The organism is Candidatus Pantoea gossypiicola (genome assembly GCF_008632075.1).
GTDB classification, from domain to species: domain Bacteria; phylum Pseudomonadota; class Gammaproteobacteria; order Enterobacterales; family Enterobacteriaceae; genus Pantoea; species Pantoea gossypiicola.
The window spans coordinates 184,558-200,297 of record NZ_VWVM01000006.1 but is presented as its reverse complement, the minus strand read 5'-3'; the positions used below and the strand labels follow the sequence as shown (position 1 = coordinate 200,297).

Sequence of the window (15,740 nt, the reverse complement as noted above, 5' to 3'; positions counted from 1 at the left end):
TTTAGTCCTGACGGCGATAGACGCCGCATCGTCCGACCACTAAAGTGAAATCTTCTCATTCTGTATGGAGCGCGACTCTGCATGACCCTTTCTTCTGCCCTGCTTGAAGATGCCCTGCGCTGGCGTCGTGAGTTTCATCGCCACCCCGAATTAGGTTACCAGGAACAGCAAACCAGCCAGTTTATTGCGGAAGAGTTAGCGCGGGCGGGTTTGCAGGTGTTTCGTGGCCTGGCGGGCACCGGCGTCATCGGCACACTGGAAAACGGTCCCGGCCCGGTTATCGGGCTGCGTGCAGATATGGATGCGCTGCCGATTACGGAAAAAGGCGACGCTGAGTGGCGTTCTGCGACGCCCGGCGTGATGCACGCCTGTGGACACGACGGTCATAGCGCTATTCTGCTGGCTGCTGCCCGCCAGCTGGCCGCTACACGTCAGTTCAGCGGCACAGTGCATTTCATCTTTCAGCCTGCCGAGGAGAATCTCGGTGGCGCACGCAGAATGGTGGAAGAGGGGCTGTTCCAGCGCTTTCCGATGGATGCGGTCTACGCCATGCATAACTGGCCGGGACTGCCGCTCGGCTCACTGGCGGTTAACCCTGGCGCGATGATGGCGTCGCTGGATTCGTTTGAAATTACGCTGCACGGCAAAAGCTGCCACGCGGCGATGCCGGAAAGCGGTGCCGACCCGATGGTGGTGGCAGCTGAGCTGATTCTGGCGCTGCAGACCATTCCGTCACGCCGGCTCTCGCCGCTGGCGTCAGCCGTGGTCAGCGTGACGCAGATTCACGGTGGTGAAGCGATCAACGTCATCCCGGAGCAGATTGTTTTACGCGGCACGGTGCGCTGCCTGCAGACCAGCGTGCGCGAAAAAGTGCGCGGACTGATTGATGAGTTTGTCGCGACCCTGCCGCGTCCGTTTGGCGTGAGCGGTGAGACTGAGTGGCTGCCGGGCTACCCGGTCACCGCCAATCATGTGGCACCGGCTGAGCGGGTGCGCGAGGTAGCGCGCTCGACACTGGGTGCTGAACAGGTTCACTGGCAGGTCAATCCGTCGATGGCCTCAGAAGATTTTGCCTGCATGATGGAAGCCTGTCCCGGCGCTTACTTCTGGCTGGGCGCGGACGGCGAAACGCCCTCCGCGCCGCTGCACAACGCCCGCTATGACTTCAACGACGCGCTGCTGCCCATTGGCATCCGTTTCTGGCAGAACCTGGTTGAACAGGCGCTGCCGGTAGCCTGAGTCAATACCCGGCGGCGAGGATCTGCTGCTCTGCCGCTGCCAGCGAGTCGCACTGGCCGCTGGCGCGCAGGCAGCAGGCGAGCTGCAGTCGCAGTGACGCAGGCACCGGGCGCTGTTGATTCAGCACCTCTTCGATCCAGCGCGCAGTCACCTCTGCCGTCTTGTCTGCCGGCAGTTCGACGGCCACGTCTGGCTGACGCTCCACCCACACTTCCGCTTCCACGCCTGCGCCCTGAATCATACTGATCGCCGGGCAGCGCTGGGGATTCGCATAGACTTCCCCTTCGGTGCCATTGAGCAGTATCGCAGGCGCATCGATGTCGCTGAAGAATTTCGCCACACGCGGTACATATTCAGGATGCGAGACGCTCGACAGCCGCAGCGCCGCCCGCTCCGCAAACGGCGTCGCCAGTTTTGCCAGCGTGTGCGCACTGTTACGCACGCCCATTCGCCAGCGCAGCGACAGCTGTTTCGCCATCGGCGGGCAGAGGTGATCGATGGTGATAAAAGCCAGCTCGCCCTGATCCAGTCTGGCCTGCGCCGCCTCTGCCGTGGTGACCGGTGCGATGCCGAGCGCCGCAAACACCGCCTCGCTGGTAATGCGCGTCGCGTCGTCGCTGACGCCATGCACCAGCACCGGAAAGCCGAATTTTACCAGCAGCAGCGCCAGCAGAGGCGTCAGGTTGCCCTGACGACGGGCACCGTTGTAGCTGGGGATCACGATCGGCATCGGGCGGTTTTCCGGCGCACGCAGCTGCATCATCTGCGCCTGCATCGCCTGATAAAAGCCGCGCATTTCGGCTTCACCTTCGCCTTTAATGCGCAGCGCAATCAGAATAGCGCCCAGCTCCAGATCCGGTACTTCGCCCGCCAGCATCGCGCCATAGAGCGCCACGGCAGTATCAAAGTCGATATCGCGGGCATGATTTTTACCGCGACCCACCTCTTTAATAATTTTATTCAGTTCCATCACTCGCTTCCGGTTAAGTGCGCGGCTCAGCGCCGCGTGGGACGACGTTTACGCACGGTGTGCTTTGGCACCACGGTGGCCGGTATCGCTGTCGGCTCTGGCGTTTCCGGCTGTTCAATCGGGAAGATCGGCAGCGCCGCTAACAACCGGCTGCCGTAGGCTTTGCTCAGCAGGCGGCGGTCATAAATCACGATTTCGCCATAACATTGATGGCTGCGAATCAGGCGTCCGACCTGTTGAATCAGGGTAAATGAGGCGCTGGGCAAACTCTGCACCTCAAACGGATAGCGCTTCAGGCTTTTCAGCCATTCGCCTTCGGTCAAAATTACCGGACTGTCCACCGGGGGAAAAGCGATTTTGTGGATGTGCACCTGACTCAGCAGATCGCCTTTGAGATCCAGCCCCTCAGCAAACGACTGCAGGCCAATCAGAATGCTGGTGTCACCTTTGGTGACACGCTGACGGTGCAGATCGACCAGGCGGCTGCGCGGCTGATCGCCCTGCACCAGCATTGAGAGCCGCAGATCGGGCAGACAGGCGACAAACTGCTGCATCGCCCGGTTGCTGGCAAACAGCACCAGCACGCCCTTATGCTTCTTCTCCGCCATCTGCTGACGGAAGAAACCGGCCATCTCAGCGATGTGCTCCGCTTCGTGCGTCATCAGCGGCTCAAGGCGCATCTGCGGGATCACCAGCTTGCCCTGTTCCACATGGTTAAACGGTGAGTCGAGCGCCACAAAGCGGTCGCCCGCTTTTTCGCTAAGCCCCGACATCTCCTGCAGGCGATTGAAGCTGTTGAGCGATCGCAGCGTGGCGGAGGTGACCACCACATGCGGAATTTTGCGCCACAGCATCTTCTCCAGCTGGTCGCTGACGCGGATGCCGGCGCAGTGGAACAGCAGATGCGCCTGACCTTCGCGCAGCTCGCGGGTGATCCACTTAGAGACTGGCGCGCCAGAGGCTTTTTCCATCGACGCCAGCCGCCAGAGTTTGCTCACCGATTCGAACCAGCCAAACTGCCGGTTGAGCTGCAGCAAATTACGATGCAGCCGCACCACATCGACCTTGCCGGTCTGCTCGCTGAGTGCATTGATCAGGCCTTCGCTCAGGCCGCGCAGGGCGTCGCTGAGTTTGAACAGCCGGGCGCAGAGATCCAGCAATTCCTGCGGCAGCGCGCCCAGTACAAAGCGGAATTCGCCCGGCTGGTTATTCGGCGGCAGCAGCGGATTCAGCGCCTGCGCAGTGATGGTCAGCAGTTCGCGTAGCTCATCACAGTGTACTTTCAGCCGCTCAGGGTTAGCCAGCGGCGGCGGCGACTTCGGCCGCATCTGCGTCATGATGCTCTCAACCAGCTTGATAAACAGATCAAGCTGCAGGCTGCTCCAGCCCGGCGTGATGTCGGCGCTCATCTCCAGCGCATCGCGGGCCACTTCCGGCAGGTGATGTCCTTCATCCAGTACCAGCATCAGGTTTTTAGCGGGCGGCAGCACCGACTCATTCTCCATCGCCGCCATCACCAGCGCATGGTTCGCCACCACCACATCCACCTGCTCGATTTCGCGCCGCGCCACAAAGAATGGACATTCACGATACCAGTGGCAATGCGAGCCCAGACAGCTCGCTTTGTCGGTGGAGAGGCGCTGCCAGAGGCTGTCGCTGACGTTCTCCTCGCTGTGATCGCGCAGGCCATCCCACTGGTAGCGATCCAGTGACTTCTGTAAGCGACCACACTGCGTCTGTTCTTCTTTGGTACTGCTGACGGCGTCATCATCCAGATAAAGCAGCAGATCGCCCTGCTGATCGTCATCGGCCGCCATCGCCGCCAGATTGCGCGGACAGACGTAGCGCCCGCGACCAAACGCGGCGGTAAAAGTGAGATCGGGGATAATTTTCTTCAGCAGCGGCAGATCTTTGGTGAAAATTTGATCCTGCAGCGCCACGTTGGCGGTGCTGATCACCAGCTGCTTTTCCTGAGCGCGGCTGACCGCGATGCCCGGAATCAGGTAGGAGAGGGTTTTGCCTACGCCGGTCGGCGCTTCCACCGCCAGATGGCGCGCGTCGTCGCCCGCCAGGCATTTCGCCACTTCGGCGATCATCTGGCGCTGCGGCGCTCGCGGAATAAAATCAGGCACCTGCTGCTGAAGCGCTTTATACCACTGCGCTATCTGGCTTTTTACTGCGGCTGTCAGGGCCATGATTTGCGTTACCACACCGAAAAAATGGCCTGTATTTTTACACAGTATCCTGGCGACGTCAGCTTTCGCGCCGAATTTTTCGTGCGCCGTCGTAAAATTCAACGGTTGTCCGACGGCGGTGTTTTACGCCAGCACTTTATACATGTAGGTCGTGGCATCCAGCACGCCTGCGGTGGATTCAGCATAACAGGGAATCGACCCCGCCACCTGCCAGCCCAGCGATCGATAGAGGTCGCTCGCAACATCGCCGCTGCGCGTATCCAGCACCAGCAGGGTTTTACCCTGCCCGCGGGCCAACTGCTCGGCACGCTGCATCAGTTCACGGGCGATACCCTGACGACGCGCCTGCGGATGCACCAGCAGCTTGCTGACGTCGGCCCGATGGCGACCATTTGGCATCGCGCTGCGACTGAGGATCACCGTCGCCACAATCCGCTTGTGCTGACGCGCCACCAGCAGTTCGCTCTCCCCGCTGGTCAGACTGGCCACCCGCTGCTGCCAGAAGCGTGTCATCACCGCCACATCGGCGGCATCCACGAATCCGACACTGGCTCCATCGGCCACGCAGGCCTGAAGAACCGCAGTCAGCGCCCCCATCTCCTGTTGTGCCTGTTCAGTTGAAAGCATTTGATAATCGATCATGGTTTTGCCACCGCTAGCAGATAGTGTGCGCCTTCGGTCAGATGTGCCTCGAAAGCTGATTTTCCGGTAAGGTGAAAACGTAAACAGTCACCGGGCTTCAGCGTCCACTGCTGTTCGGCCACCGACACGGTCAGGCCGCCTGCCTGAAGCAGGATATGTTGCTCCAGTCCCTGAATGGGTGGCGCATCATAATCAATGCGCGCACCAGGCCGTAATTTGCCCTCTACCAGCTCGCATCTAAAATGAAGTGCGGGCGGTGAAACATTGCGGCGGATAAAACCGCTGGACGCGTCATGCCAGACCGGTTGCTGGTCATAAGGTACCAGCAGACTCGACGCTTCTTCTACCTCACTCAGCAGGCGAGACATGGTTAATCCGTAGGCGGCACACAGTCGATTAAGCAATGCGGCAGTAGGGCTGGTCTCGCTTCGCTCAATGCGCGATAATGTCGCGCGACTGATGCCGGTGGCGACAGAAAGTTCATCCAGAGACCAGCCGCGTTGCAGGCGTAATTCTGCCAGCCTTACCGCCAGTCGTTGCTCCGTATTCAGCTCCGGCATGGTATTTTCTCATATAAGGGAAATATTCTCTTAAATGAGATATAGCTGAAAACAGGCGTATCAGTCAAGTTGTACATTGCGAAATGTATTGTACAACTTAATTTGCTTCGTTATGGTAATCGCACTCAGACCAATCGAAAGAGGAATTTATGACCTTATACAGTATCGGTGACGTCGCCGAGCGCTGTGGCATAAACCCAGTCACCCTGCGCGCCTGGCAGCGTCGTTATGGCTTACTGAAGCCGCAACGTACCGAAGGCGGACATCGTCAGTTTGACGAGGAGGATGTACAGCGCATCGAAGAGATCATGCGCTGGATTGAAAGTGGCGTGCCGGTCGGTAAAGTCAAGGCACTGCTGGAAGGTGGCGATGTTGATGCCCATGATGGCTGGACCACACTGCAGGATGAGCTGATCAGCGTACTGCGCCATGTCAGACCCGCAAAACTTCGTAACAAAATTGCCGCGATTGGCCGCGAGCATCCGATTGATGCACTGATTGATCACGTTTTCATGCCGGTGCGCCAGAAGCTGAGTCTGGACCAGAACACCGCCCGTACCATGTGCAGCCTGCTGGATGGTCTGCTGATTGATTATGTCGCGTTCTGCCTGACGGGCAGCCGCAAAAAATCGGGCAAGGATGCGCTGATAATCGGCTGGGGTATTGAGGATCGCACCCGCATCTGGCTGGAAGGCTGGCGTCTGTCGCAGCACGGCTGGCGGATTGATGTACTGGCCGAACCGCTGGACGTGCCGCGTCCTGAACTCTTTCCCGGCATGAACATGTTTGTCTTTACCGGTAAAAAACTGACCCGTCGCCAGCAGGAACAGCTGTCACACTGGCAGGAACAGGGCTATTCCGTGCGGTTGCACGACCCCGCCTGATAACAAAAACGCACGCCGGGCGCTTTGCCTGCTGCCTCGCGCGCGCTATTATCCCCGCCTCACTGTTAACACGCTCAGGTTTCACTCATGAATGTCAAAAAAGCCTTTTTCGCCACGCTGTTTTTCATTATGGCTCTCGGCGGCACCAGCGGTCTGATGCTGGTGGGGTACTCTCTTATTGTTCACTCACGCTAAGCCAGCGCTGCAGGCGTTCAAACAAGCGATCGCTCACTATGGCCAGCAGCGCCACCAGTAGTGCTCCCTGAATTACATAGGCTGTATTAAACCCGCTCAGGCCGATAATCACCGGCGATCCCAGACTTTTCGCGCCCACCGTCGAGGCGATAGCCGCGGTGCCGATGTTAATGATTACCGACGTGCGTATCCCGGCGATGATCACTGGTGCAGCCAGTGCCAGTTCAATCTGCCACAACCGCTGCCAACTACTCATGCCGACCCCGATGGCAATCTCCCGGCTGCTGGCGGGAACACTATCAATGCCCGCCAGCGTACCCTGTAAAATCGGCAGTAATCCGTACAGCAGCAGCGCCACCACCGCCGGCCACGCGCCAAAGCCCATTACCGGCACGGCAATCGCCAGCACCGCCACCGGCGGAATCGTCTGCCCCGCCGCCACGATAGTTTCCATCAGCGGCCGGAAAGCGCGGCCTGCTCGCCGGGTCACCAGCACGCCACTGCCAATGCCAATAACAATGGCCAGCAGGCTGGCGGTAACTACCAGGAACAGATGCGCCAGCGTCAGCTGCCAGAAGCTCTCCTGCTGATAGAGTGGCCGCGCCAGTTCCGGAAACCAGCGGTGAAACAGCGGCCCGCTGTAAGGCATCAGGGTCAGCAGCGCGCCGTAAAACAGCACCAGCCACAGCAGCGGATCCCTTAGCCTGCGCATGTTAAGCCCTCGCGCAGTTGCAGCAGGTCACCAAAGTGGAGCACGCCCAGCGGCTGCTGCCGATCGTCCACAACCGGCAGCTTATCGGTGCGCCGGGCGATAAACTGCGACAGCGCGTCCCGTAGCGTCAGCGCCGCAGCGATCGGTTCGCCCGCCAGCCACTCGCCGCGCCGGACGGCATTACCGACCTGTTCCAGCGACAGCAGCCGGACGCCCATCTCGCTGCGGCCAAAGAAGTCGCGCACAAAGTCATTTTTCGGCTGAGTCAGCAGCTCTGCCGGTCTGCCCTGCTGGACAATTTCACCGTTGTCCATCAGCACAATGCGGTCCGCCAGCGTCAGCGCTTCGTCGATGTCATGCGTCACCAGCACGATAGTGCGGCCCGACAGCCGATGAATACGCAGCATCTCCTGTTGCAGCACGCCGCGCGTCACCGGATCGAGCGCGCCGAACGGCTCATCCATCAGCAGCACTTCCGGGTCAGCCGCCAGCGCCCGCGCCACACCTACCCGCTGCTGCTGCCCGCCGGAGAGCTGATGCGGATAGCGATTCAGCAGCTGCGCGTCAAGGTTCAGCAGCGCCAGCAGCGCCGCGATGCGCTCATCGATCTGCGCTCTGGACCAGCCCAGCAGGACCGGCACCGTGGCGATATTCTTCCGCACCGTCCAGTGCGGAAACAGGCCAATCGACTGAATGGCATAGCCCATGCGTCGGCGTAATGTGCGGGCATCGAGCTGGCGAACCGACTCACCGGCAAAGCGGATGTCACCGCTGTCGAACTCCACCAGCCGGTTGATCATTTTCAGCGTGGTCGATTTGCCGGAGCCGGAGGTGCCGAGCAGTACGCAGAACTCCCCCTTTGCCACCTGCAGCGACAGATCTTTTACCGCCGCTTTGCCGTTAAAGGCGCGGGAAACGCCGTCAAACTCAATCATCTTTTCTCTCCAGCAGTGAGATCAGCAGGCGGAACAGCGCATCAATGACGACCGCCAGCGCAATCACCGGAATGACGCCCAGCAACACCAAATCCAGCGCACTGCTTAACAGCCCCTGAAAAATAATCGCCCCAAAGCCACCTGCGCCAATCAGCGCCGCCACTACCGCCATGCCCAGCGTCTGCACCACGACGACACGCAGGCCCGCGAGCCAGACCGGCAGCGCCAGCGGCACATCCACCGCGATAAACTGCTGCCAGCCGCTCATGCCCGTGCCGCGCGCACTTTCGCGCACCTCATGCGGCACCTGTTGCAGCCCCACTACCACGCTGCGCACCAGCGGCAACAGTGCATAAAGCACCAGGGCGATCAGCGCCGGAGCCATACCAATGCCGCTGATACCCCAGTCACCGAGCCACGGAAAATGCTGAGCCAGACCGGCCAGCGGCGCAATCAGCAGACCAAACAGCGCCACCGACGGCACCGTCTGAATCACATTCAGTACACCGAAGACACTTCCCTGCCAGCCGGGCCGCCGGAACAGCATGACGCCCAGCGGCAGCGCAATCATCAACGCAGGCAAGACGGTACCGGCCAGTAGCGTGAGATGACGGCTCAGCGCCGCATCAAACACCGCATGACGGTTGGCATACTCTTTCAAGAGTGAGAGATCGGCAAGCTGGCCACTGAACAGCAGCAACAGCGGCAGAAGCCAGACCTGCAAATTAAGCAGTAGCTGTGCCAGCCGATTCGGGGTCAGCTGCCGCACCTGATCGGTGATCAGCAGCAGGATTAGCGCACCGCTGCACCACAGGCCACTGGCAAAACTGGTGCGTGCCAGACGGCTGCCCTGCTGACTCAGCAACGTTGCCTGATGACCGCTGAGCCAGATGATCGCCGCCAGCATCAGCTCAGCCATCAGCAGCGCCACAATCAGCGTGGCGCGCCCCGGCGGACGCCATAGCAGCAGCCAAAGCGTCACCAGCGGCAGCAGTAACAGTCCGAAGCGGTTAATCTGCCAGCCCATCAATGGTTCACCCGCCACCAGACGGTTCGGGGCGAAGTTAAGAAATGGCAAAGCCACCAGCGCCAGGCTCAGGAGCGTCAGCAGCAGCAATGCCACCGGCTGCTGAGCCGGACGGCGTATCGCGTCCCGCGATATCTGCATCGGTTACAGCAGCTTTTTCTGCTGCAGCCACTCGGTCGCTACGCTGCTGGCATCCTGACCGTCGACCGCGATTTTGGCGTTGAGCTGTTGCAGCGTCTTCTCATCAAGCGCGCTGAACACCGGCTTCAGCCAGTCGGCAATCTGCGGATAGGCTTTGAGGACCGATTCGCGGATCACCGGCGTCGGCGCGTAAATGGGCTGAACGCCTTTGGGATCGCTGAGCGTCTGCAGACCCAGTGCTGCTACCGGACCGTCGGTGCCGTAGGCCATCGCCGCGTTAACGCCGGAAGTCTGTTGCGCTGCAGCGCTGATGGTCACAGCAGTATCGCCGCCCGCCAGCGACAGCAGCTGATCCTGCTTGAGGTCAAAGCCATAGGCTTTTTCAAAGGCCGGTAAAGCATCGCTGCGTTCGATAAATTCGGCTGAGGCGGCCAGCTTGAAGGTTCCGCCCTTTTTCAGAAAGGCGCTGAGATCGGCCAGCGAAGTGAGCTGGTTCTTCTCCGCCAGGTCTTTACGCACGGCAATGGTCCAGGTGTTGTTGGCCGGAGCCGGTGTCAGCCACACCAGATGGTTTTTCTCCGCATCCAGTTTCTTCACCTTTTCATAGCCTTCCGCGGCATTCTTCCAGGCGCTGTCTTTTTCATCGTTGAAGAAGAACGCGCCGTTGCCGGTATATTCGGGGTAGATATCGAGCTCGCCCGCCGTGATGGCACCGCGTACCACCTGCGTTGTGCCGAGCTGGATTTTATTGACGGTTTTTACGCCGTGCTTTTCCAGCACCTGAAGGATTACGTTGCCCAGCAGTGATCCTTCAGTATCAATTTTGGAGCCGACCCGCACCGGATCCGCCGCCTGTGCCATTCCCATACTGAGCAGCAACGCGCTGACTCCTACCCAACCCCGAACTCTGACCATGGCCTTTTCCTTATCGCAGTCTGTTGTTTTTAGATGATTTTTTCGCGTGATGACGCGCAAGGCGCGGGACGCCTTAGCGTTGAGCCTGCTCGCCTGCCGCTGAGAGGGAGACTGACAAGGCGTACAGCGGAAATAATCTGCCTTAAAAGCGTAGCCTGGCGCAGCGGCGATGCAGCTGACTTTATCGCAAATTAATAACAATTTGGGATTAAAAAATTATTATCTATAACCGAAATGAATTTACGTCTGGGCGTCTAAACGGCTATTCTCGAAAATCTGTTTTTATAATAAAAGACGTACAACATCATGTCCGACCTGACCTCTTCCGCCCATGTGGCAACAGCAGGGAGTTCGCCCGGTGGCGAAACACAGTGGATTCGCAGCGCAGCTGACGTCTCCCGATTAGTGAACAGCGGCGACAGCGCCCGTAACAATGCCCGTATTGTGGTGGCGATTGCGCTGGGAGGCGTGTTCCTTGACGCCTACGACCTTGGCGCGCTGGCGTTTGGCATTAAAGACATCACGCGCGAGTTTAGTCTCACTCCGACCGGCACCGGCATGGTCGCCTCGGCCATTACCTTCGGCGCAATCATCGGCGCGCTTATTGGCGGCTATCTCACCGACAAAATTGGCCGTTATCGGGTCTTTATGGCCGATATGTTCTTTTTCGTAGTGGCCGCCATCGCCTGTGCGTTTGCCCCGAATGAGTACGTGCTGGCTGGCGCGCGCTTTGTGATGGGGCTGGGCGTCGGGATCGATCTGCCGGTGGCGATGGCGTTTCTGGCGGAGTTTTCAAAGCTGCGCGGCAAGGGGAATAAAGCCGCCAGCGTGGCGATGTGGTGTCCGACCTGGTACGCGGCGATCAGTATCTCTTATCTGCTGGTGCTGCTGCTTTATGCGGTGCTGCCGGAAAGTCACACTGACTGGCTCTGGCGGCTGATCCTCGGTTTTGGGGCCGTTCCGGCGATGGTTATCATCGCCATCCGCAGCCGTTACATGAGTGAATCGCCGGTATGGGCGGCTAATCAGGGCGATCTGAAAGGCGCCGCCGCGATTTTACGCCGTGCCTGGAACATCAACGCGCAGGTAGCACCCGACGCCGGGCTGACCGTTGCCACACCCGTGCGCAAGGCGAGCTGGCGCAACTATGGCGCACTGCTGCAGGGCGTTTATGGCCGCCGCACCCTGCTGGCAACCATCACCTCTGTCGCCTCGTCGTTTGCTTATAACGCAGTGGCGTTTGGTCTGCCGGTAATCATCTCCAGCTTGTTTGCTCAGTCAATGCTCACCACCATTCTGGTGTCGCTGGCGTTGAACCTGCTGTTCGCCTTTGTCGGCGGGATGCTGGCGGTGCGACTGGTGCCGCGTCTGGGTGCGTGGAAGATGTCGGTGGCGGGGTATGGCTGTCAGTGCGTGGCGCTGCTGGGTCTGGCGCTGATTGGACGCCCGGAAAGTGGCCAGGAGGCCGTGCTGGCGATCGGCATGCTGGCGCTTTTCCTGTTTGGTCAGGGTTTCGGGCCGGGTTCTCACACAATGACCTTTGCGTCGCTGAGCTACCCGACTTCGCTGCGCGGTGTGGGCGTCGGCTTCAACCAGACGCTGATGCGCGGCAGTTCGACCGTTTCGCTGTTTCTGTTCCCGGTGCTGGTCGCGGCGCTGGGTACTGGCGTGTTCTGGGTGATCTTCCTGGCCCCGCTGGCGGGACTGCTGGCGCTGCTGGCGATCCGCTGGGAACCATCAGGCTATGATGTGGATGCAGAGGATTTCACTGTACGTCATTGACTTACCCCCTTCGAATGATAAGATGACCCATAAACTACGCCATTGACGTATAGCTATGTTATTTATTGAAACTCCAGTTTTCACGGAAGATGTAAAGGAACTACTCAGCGATGATGAATATCGTGAGTTTCAGCAATTCATGGCCGACAATCCCCATTGGGGTGATGTTATCCAGAATACGGGCGGTCTGCGTAAAGTCCGCTGGGCTGCCAAGGGCAAAGGCAAGCGCGGCGGCGTTAGGGTGATCTACTATTACAAAGTCTCTGACTCACAAATCAGGCTGCTGCTGATTTATAAAAAAGGCGTCCAGGATGATTTATCCGAGGATGAAAAACATCTGTTAAGGGCGTTGAATGAGGGCTGGTAATGGACAAGAAACTGTTTGAGCGTTTGAAAGAAAGCATGACGCAGATGAATGAAATTGTCGAAGGCTCCCGAGAGCCTTCCCGCGAGACTACGGTCACTGCAGTTAAAGTCAAAGCGATCAGAAACGCCACAGGTCTTTCACAAAGCGGGTTCGCTAAGCTGATTTCTGTAAATGTGGACACGCTGAAGAACTGGGAACAGGGACGACGGGAGCCAACCGGCCCGGCGAAAGCATTACTACGGGCCATAGAGCGCGATCCGAAGCACGTCATCCCGGCTCTGGCGGATAAATAGACAATTGAGAAACCGGCGTGTACCTCTCTGTAAGCAAAGCAGAAAGGCTTACAGAACATGAATTAATCGCAGGACCCGAGATAACAATAATTCCTGACTTCTCTCACCCACGATTAAACCGCACCTCAGTGCGGTTTTTTTTATGTCGTTACGGCCGGGAAAGGAAACTGCTCCAGATAGTCCGGGATACGCGGGAAGGTATGTAAAAACCACGGCGTGAACTGCTCTGGCTGCTGCTGCATCTGCTGCTCAATCAGCGCCATTGGACGATAATCGAAGGCATCCGCCTCCTGCGGATTCAGCTGCGGCAGAGTGTCGCAGACGGCAAAGAAGACGTGACCATATTCATGCTCGGTCAGGCCGTTGCTCAGCTTCAGGTTATAGCTCAGCTCAAATACCGGCGTCAGCGTCACGATCATCCCCATCTCTTCACGCAGACGGCGTCCGGCGGCGTCGCGGGTCGATTCATGCGGATAAGGATGACCACAGCAGGTATTACTCCACAAGCCACCACAGTGATATTTATCGCTGGCACGCCGCTGCAGTAACAGCTCCTGCCGGGAATTGAAGACGTAGACCGTCACCGCGCGGTGCAGTAATCCTTTTTCATGCACTTCCAGCTTTTCCATTTTGCCGGTGGGACGATCGAGGTGGTCAACGAGGATAACTTCAATAGCAGACATGGCGTTTCCTTGAGATTATTCCCAACTATTCTGGCACAGAATAAGCAGTCTGGGGGGAACATCGCGGAATTTTTGCGCGTGTCAGGCGGAGATAAGCAGATGAAGCAGAGAGAAAATCAGGCCAGCGACGCTGGCCTGACGAAGGATTACAGGCGGAAGCTCTGAACCACCTGCTCAAGCTGGATGCTCTGCGACTCCATCGCCTGTGCGGCAGCAGAAACCTGCTCAACCAGCACGGCGTTCTGCTGGGTAGTGCCATCAAGCTGGGTAATCGCCACGTTAACCTGTTCGATACCCAGGCTCTGCTCGCGGCTGGCTGACATAATTTCGCTCATCAGGGTGGTGACACTGCTTACCCCCTTCATCAGCTCATCCATGGTCTGGCCCGCCTGCTCAACCAGCGCGCTGCCGGTATCGATGTTTGCCACCGACTCTTCGATTAACTTTTTAATCTCACGCGCCGAGTTGGCTGAACGCTGCGCCAGGTTGCGCACTTCTGAAGCGACCACCGCAAAACCACGACCCTGTTCACCGGCCCGGGCGGCTTCTACCGCGGCGTTCAGCGCCAGGATATTGGTCTGGAAGGCGATGCTGTCGATCACGCTGATGATATCGACCACTTTACGGGACGAGTGATGAATCTCACCCATGGTGGTGACCACCTGACGAACCACCTCCGTACCACGCGCGGCCACCTGCGAGGCATCGCCCGCCAGCTGGTTAGCGTGCGTTGCGTTGTCGGCGTTCTGACGCACGGTGCCGGTCAGCTGCTCCATCGACGCGGCCGTTTCAACAATCGAGCTGGCCTGATCTTCGGTACGGGAGGAGAGATTGGCGTTGCCGCTGGCAATTTCGCGCGATGCGGCAGTAATCGCCAGCGCGCTGTCGCCCACCTGCTGCAACAGTCCCTGCAGATAGCTGATGAACTTGTTGAAGCTCTGCGCGACGGCGTTGAACTCCGGGCTGTTGCTGGCGGGCAGACGCTGCGTCAGATCGGCACCACCGGTCGACAGTGCTTCGATGTTGCTGTTCAGCACGTTAAGACGTTTCATCATGGCGCGGACAAAGCCCAGCGACACCAGCAGCAGGATCACCGCCAGTGGGATCTGCACCAGGCCCAGGCGGGTCAGCATGTTGTGCGACTGCGCTTTCAGCAGGCTGGTTGGCAGGCTGCTGGCGAGATACCACGGGCTGCCAGGAATGGCCTGCACGAACAGGGTCTGCTCGCCCTCGCTGCTGTCATAGGTGGTTTCCAGCGGCTGATTGCCAACACCGTTCAGCAACGTTTTCAGCGGTGCGGCCATCGGCATCTGCACGTCAGCCAGGTTTTCCAGCTTCGGCGCGGCATTGACCAGCGCGCCATTGCCCACGACTTTGCCGTCGGCTTCGACGATCAGCACATTGCCGTGAATGGTTTCACCCATCTGCTTCGCCAGCTGGTTGAAGAACCCCAGCGTCACGTCGATAGTGGCGACTCCCCAGGCCGAGCCATTGCGGTAGATAGCCATAGCGCAGTTGGTACGCGGCTGCGGGCTGGCAGCATCCTGATAAGCTTTTGCCCAGGCACACTGCCCTTTCGCGGCAGCCAGGCCATCTTTGTACCAGGGTTGTTCCCAATATTTATCGGCGGCGTCGGAGTTCCAGTAGGTGTTGACCTGCAGTTCATTACTGGCATTACGGGCAAAGAAGCTGCTGTTTTTCTCTTTGGCCGGATCGCGACGGTTTGGCAGTGGCCAGATACCGCCACCAAACACGTTGCTGTCCTGATACTGGTTTACCAGCGTCGGTAACAGGGTGTCGATAGTGGCGCTGTCCATGACAGAGGCGGCTTCGGTAATCGCACGCTGCTGTGCCTGCACGCGGTTCATCTGTTCAACGATGCCGGAGGCGAGTGAGTCGACCTGATAGCGGACCAGACGACTTTCGCTGTCGACCAGTTGTGGCGCGACAAACTGATTGATGACCCAAACTGTAACGAGTAAAAGCGCAACAAAGAACGCGATCATTGTTGCGGTGAAGCGGGATTGTGTTGTTTTAAACATCTTTGTTCCCCTGAACCTGGTGCGGCGCGATTGCCTGATCGGGTTAACGGCTCGCTTAACGGGAACTTGAGATGAGCGGGATCACATATTAGAGAAATGTTTGATTTGTGTGAAAATTTAATTTCATGGCGGTACTATCACGTCCCCGACGGTTGCCG

At 58.7% G+C, this 15,740-nt stretch carries 16 protein-coding genes; 6 read left to right on the top strand and 10 right to left on the bottom strand.

The window, feature by feature from the left end:
- Nucleotides 1-81: 81 nt before the first annotated feature.
- Nucleotides 82-1,239, top strand: a complete 1,158-nt coding sequence (locus F3I20_RS10180) for a M20 aminoacylase family protein (RefSeq protein WP_150037178.1) — start codon at nt 82-84, stop codon at nt 1,237-1,239.
- A gap of 1 nt (nt 1,240) precedes the next feature.
- Here F3I20_RS10180 and ybiB read toward each other — a convergent pair whose 3' ends face one another.
- The 4 genes from ybiB to F3I20_RS10160 form a co-directional block, all read right to left on the bottom strand.
- Nucleotides 1,241-2,209: a DNA-binding protein YbiB gene (gene ybiB / locus F3I20_RS10175; protein WP_150037179.1), complete on the bottom strand. Its 969-nt coding sequence runs from the start codon at nt 2,207-2,209 to the stop codon at nt 1,241-1,243.
- Between the two features lie 26 nt (nt 2,210-2,235).
- Nucleotides 2,236-4,404: an ATP-dependent DNA helicase DinG gene (gene dinG, locus F3I20_RS10170; protein ID WP_150037180.1), complete on the bottom strand. Its 2,169-nt coding sequence runs from the start codon at nt 4,402-4,404 to the stop codon at nt 2,236-2,238.
- Nucleotides 4,405-4,527: 123 nt separating this feature from the next.
- Nucleotides 4,528-5,046 (bottom strand): GNAT family N-acetyltransferase, encoded by a 519-nt coding sequence (locus F3I20_RS10165; RefSeq protein WP_150012131.1) that lies wholly within the window; start codon nt 5,044-5,046, stop codon nt 4,528-4,530.
- Nucleotides 5,043-5,606 carry a helix-turn-helix transcriptional regulator gene (locus F3I20_RS10160; RefSeq protein WP_150037181.1) on the bottom strand — a complete coding sequence of 188 codons (564 nt, stop codon included), beginning with the start codon at nt 5,604-5,606 and terminating at the stop codon, nt 5,043-5,045. Before F3I20_RS10160 ends, F3I20_RS10165 begins: the two co-directional genes overlap by 4 nt.
- A 149-nt stretch (nt 5,607-5,755) precedes the next feature.
- On the opposite strand from F3I20_RS10160, the gene F3I20_RS10155 reads away from it, so the two are divergent.
- Together F3I20_RS10155 and F3I20_RS24640 are read left to right on the top strand one after the other, a co-directional pair.
- Nucleotides 5,756-6,490 (top strand): MerR family transcriptional regulator, encoded by a 735-nt coding sequence (locus F3I20_RS10155; protein ID WP_150012135.1) that lies wholly within the window; start codon nt 5,756-5,758, stop codon nt 6,488-6,490.
- Nucleotides 6,491-6,577: 87 nt separating this feature from the next.
- Nucleotides 6,578-6,685, top strand: coding sequence for a YohO family small membrane protein (locus F3I20_RS24640; RefSeq protein ID WP_013357227.1), 108 nt, complete (start codon nt 6,578-6,580; stop codon nt 6,683-6,685).
- Here the strand turns inward: F3I20_RS24640 and F3I20_RS10150 are convergent.
- Genes F3I20_RS10150 through osmF form a run of 4 tightly spaced genes read right to left on the bottom strand, consistent with a single transcriptional unit; the run spans nt 6,666 to nt 10,415 of the window.
- Entirely contained in the window at nt 6,666-7,397 is a 732-nt protein-coding gene (locus F3I20_RS10150; protein WP_033782410.1) for an ABC transporter permease, read from the bottom strand. The two genes, F3I20_RS24640 and F3I20_RS10150, sit on opposite strands and share 20 nt — an antisense overlap.
- The gene (locus tag F3I20_RS10145) at nt 7,385-8,332 is read right to left on the bottom strand and encodes an ABC transporter ATP-binding protein (protein WP_150012137.1); all 948 of its coding nucleotides are present in this window, start codon (nt 8,330-8,332) and stop codon (nt 7,385-7,387) included. Before F3I20_RS10145 ends, F3I20_RS10150 begins: the two co-directional genes overlap by 13 nt.
- Entirely contained in the window at nt 8,325-9,500 is a 1,176-nt protein-coding gene (locus F3I20_RS10140; protein ID WP_150012139.1) for an ABC transporter permease, read from the bottom strand. The genes F3I20_RS10145 and F3I20_RS10140 overlap by 8 nt, the downstream gene beginning before the upstream one ends.
- 3 nt (nt 9,501-9,503) lie before the next feature.
- Nucleotides 9,504-10,415, bottom strand: a complete 912-nt coding sequence (osmF, locus tag F3I20_RS10135; protein WP_150012141.1) for a glycine betaine ABC transporter substrate-binding protein OsmF — start codon at nt 10,413-10,415, stop codon at nt 9,504-9,506.
- Nucleotides 10,416-10,721: 306 nt separating this feature from the next.
- On the opposite strand from osmF, the gene F3I20_RS10130 reads away from it, so the two are divergent.
- Genes F3I20_RS10130 through nadS form a run of 3 tightly spaced genes read left to right on the top strand, consistent with a single transcriptional unit; the run spans nt 10,722 to nt 12,857 of the window.
- On the top strand, nt 10,722-12,197 hold the full coding sequence (locus F3I20_RS10130) for an MFS transporter (RefSeq protein WP_150037182.1): 1,476 nt from the start codon (nt 10,722-10,724) through the stop codon (nt 12,195-12,197).
- Nucleotides 12,198-12,252: 55 nt separating this feature from the next.
- Nucleotides 12,253-12,564, top strand: a complete 312-nt coding sequence (locus tag F3I20_RS10125) for a type II toxin-antitoxin system RelE/ParE family toxin (RefSeq protein WP_150037183.1) — start codon at nt 12,253-12,255, stop codon at nt 12,562-12,564.
- Nucleotides 12,564-12,857, top strand: a complete 294-nt coding sequence (gene nadS, locus F3I20_RS10120) for a NadS family protein (protein WP_150012147.1) — start codon at nt 12,564-12,566, stop codon at nt 12,855-12,857. The genes F3I20_RS10125 and nadS overlap by 1 nt, the downstream gene beginning before the upstream one ends.
- Nucleotides 12,858-12,997: 140 nt before the next feature.
- Here the strand turns inward: nadS and idi are convergent, their stop codons facing one another.
- Both idi and F3I20_RS10110 read right to left on the bottom strand, forming a co-directional pair.
- Nucleotides 12,998-13,540, bottom strand: coding sequence for an isopentenyl-diphosphate Delta-isomerase (gene idi, locus F3I20_RS10115; protein ID WP_150037184.1), 543 nt, complete (start codon nt 13,538-13,540; stop codon nt 12,998-13,000).
- A gap of 146 nt (nt 13,541-13,686) precedes the next feature.
- On the bottom strand, nt 13,687-15,582 hold the full coding sequence (locus F3I20_RS10110; RefSeq protein WP_150037185.1) for a methyl-accepting chemotaxis protein: 1,896 nt from the start codon (nt 15,580-15,582) through the stop codon (nt 13,687-13,689).
- Between the last annotated feature and the right edge of the window lie 158 nt (nt 15,583-15,740).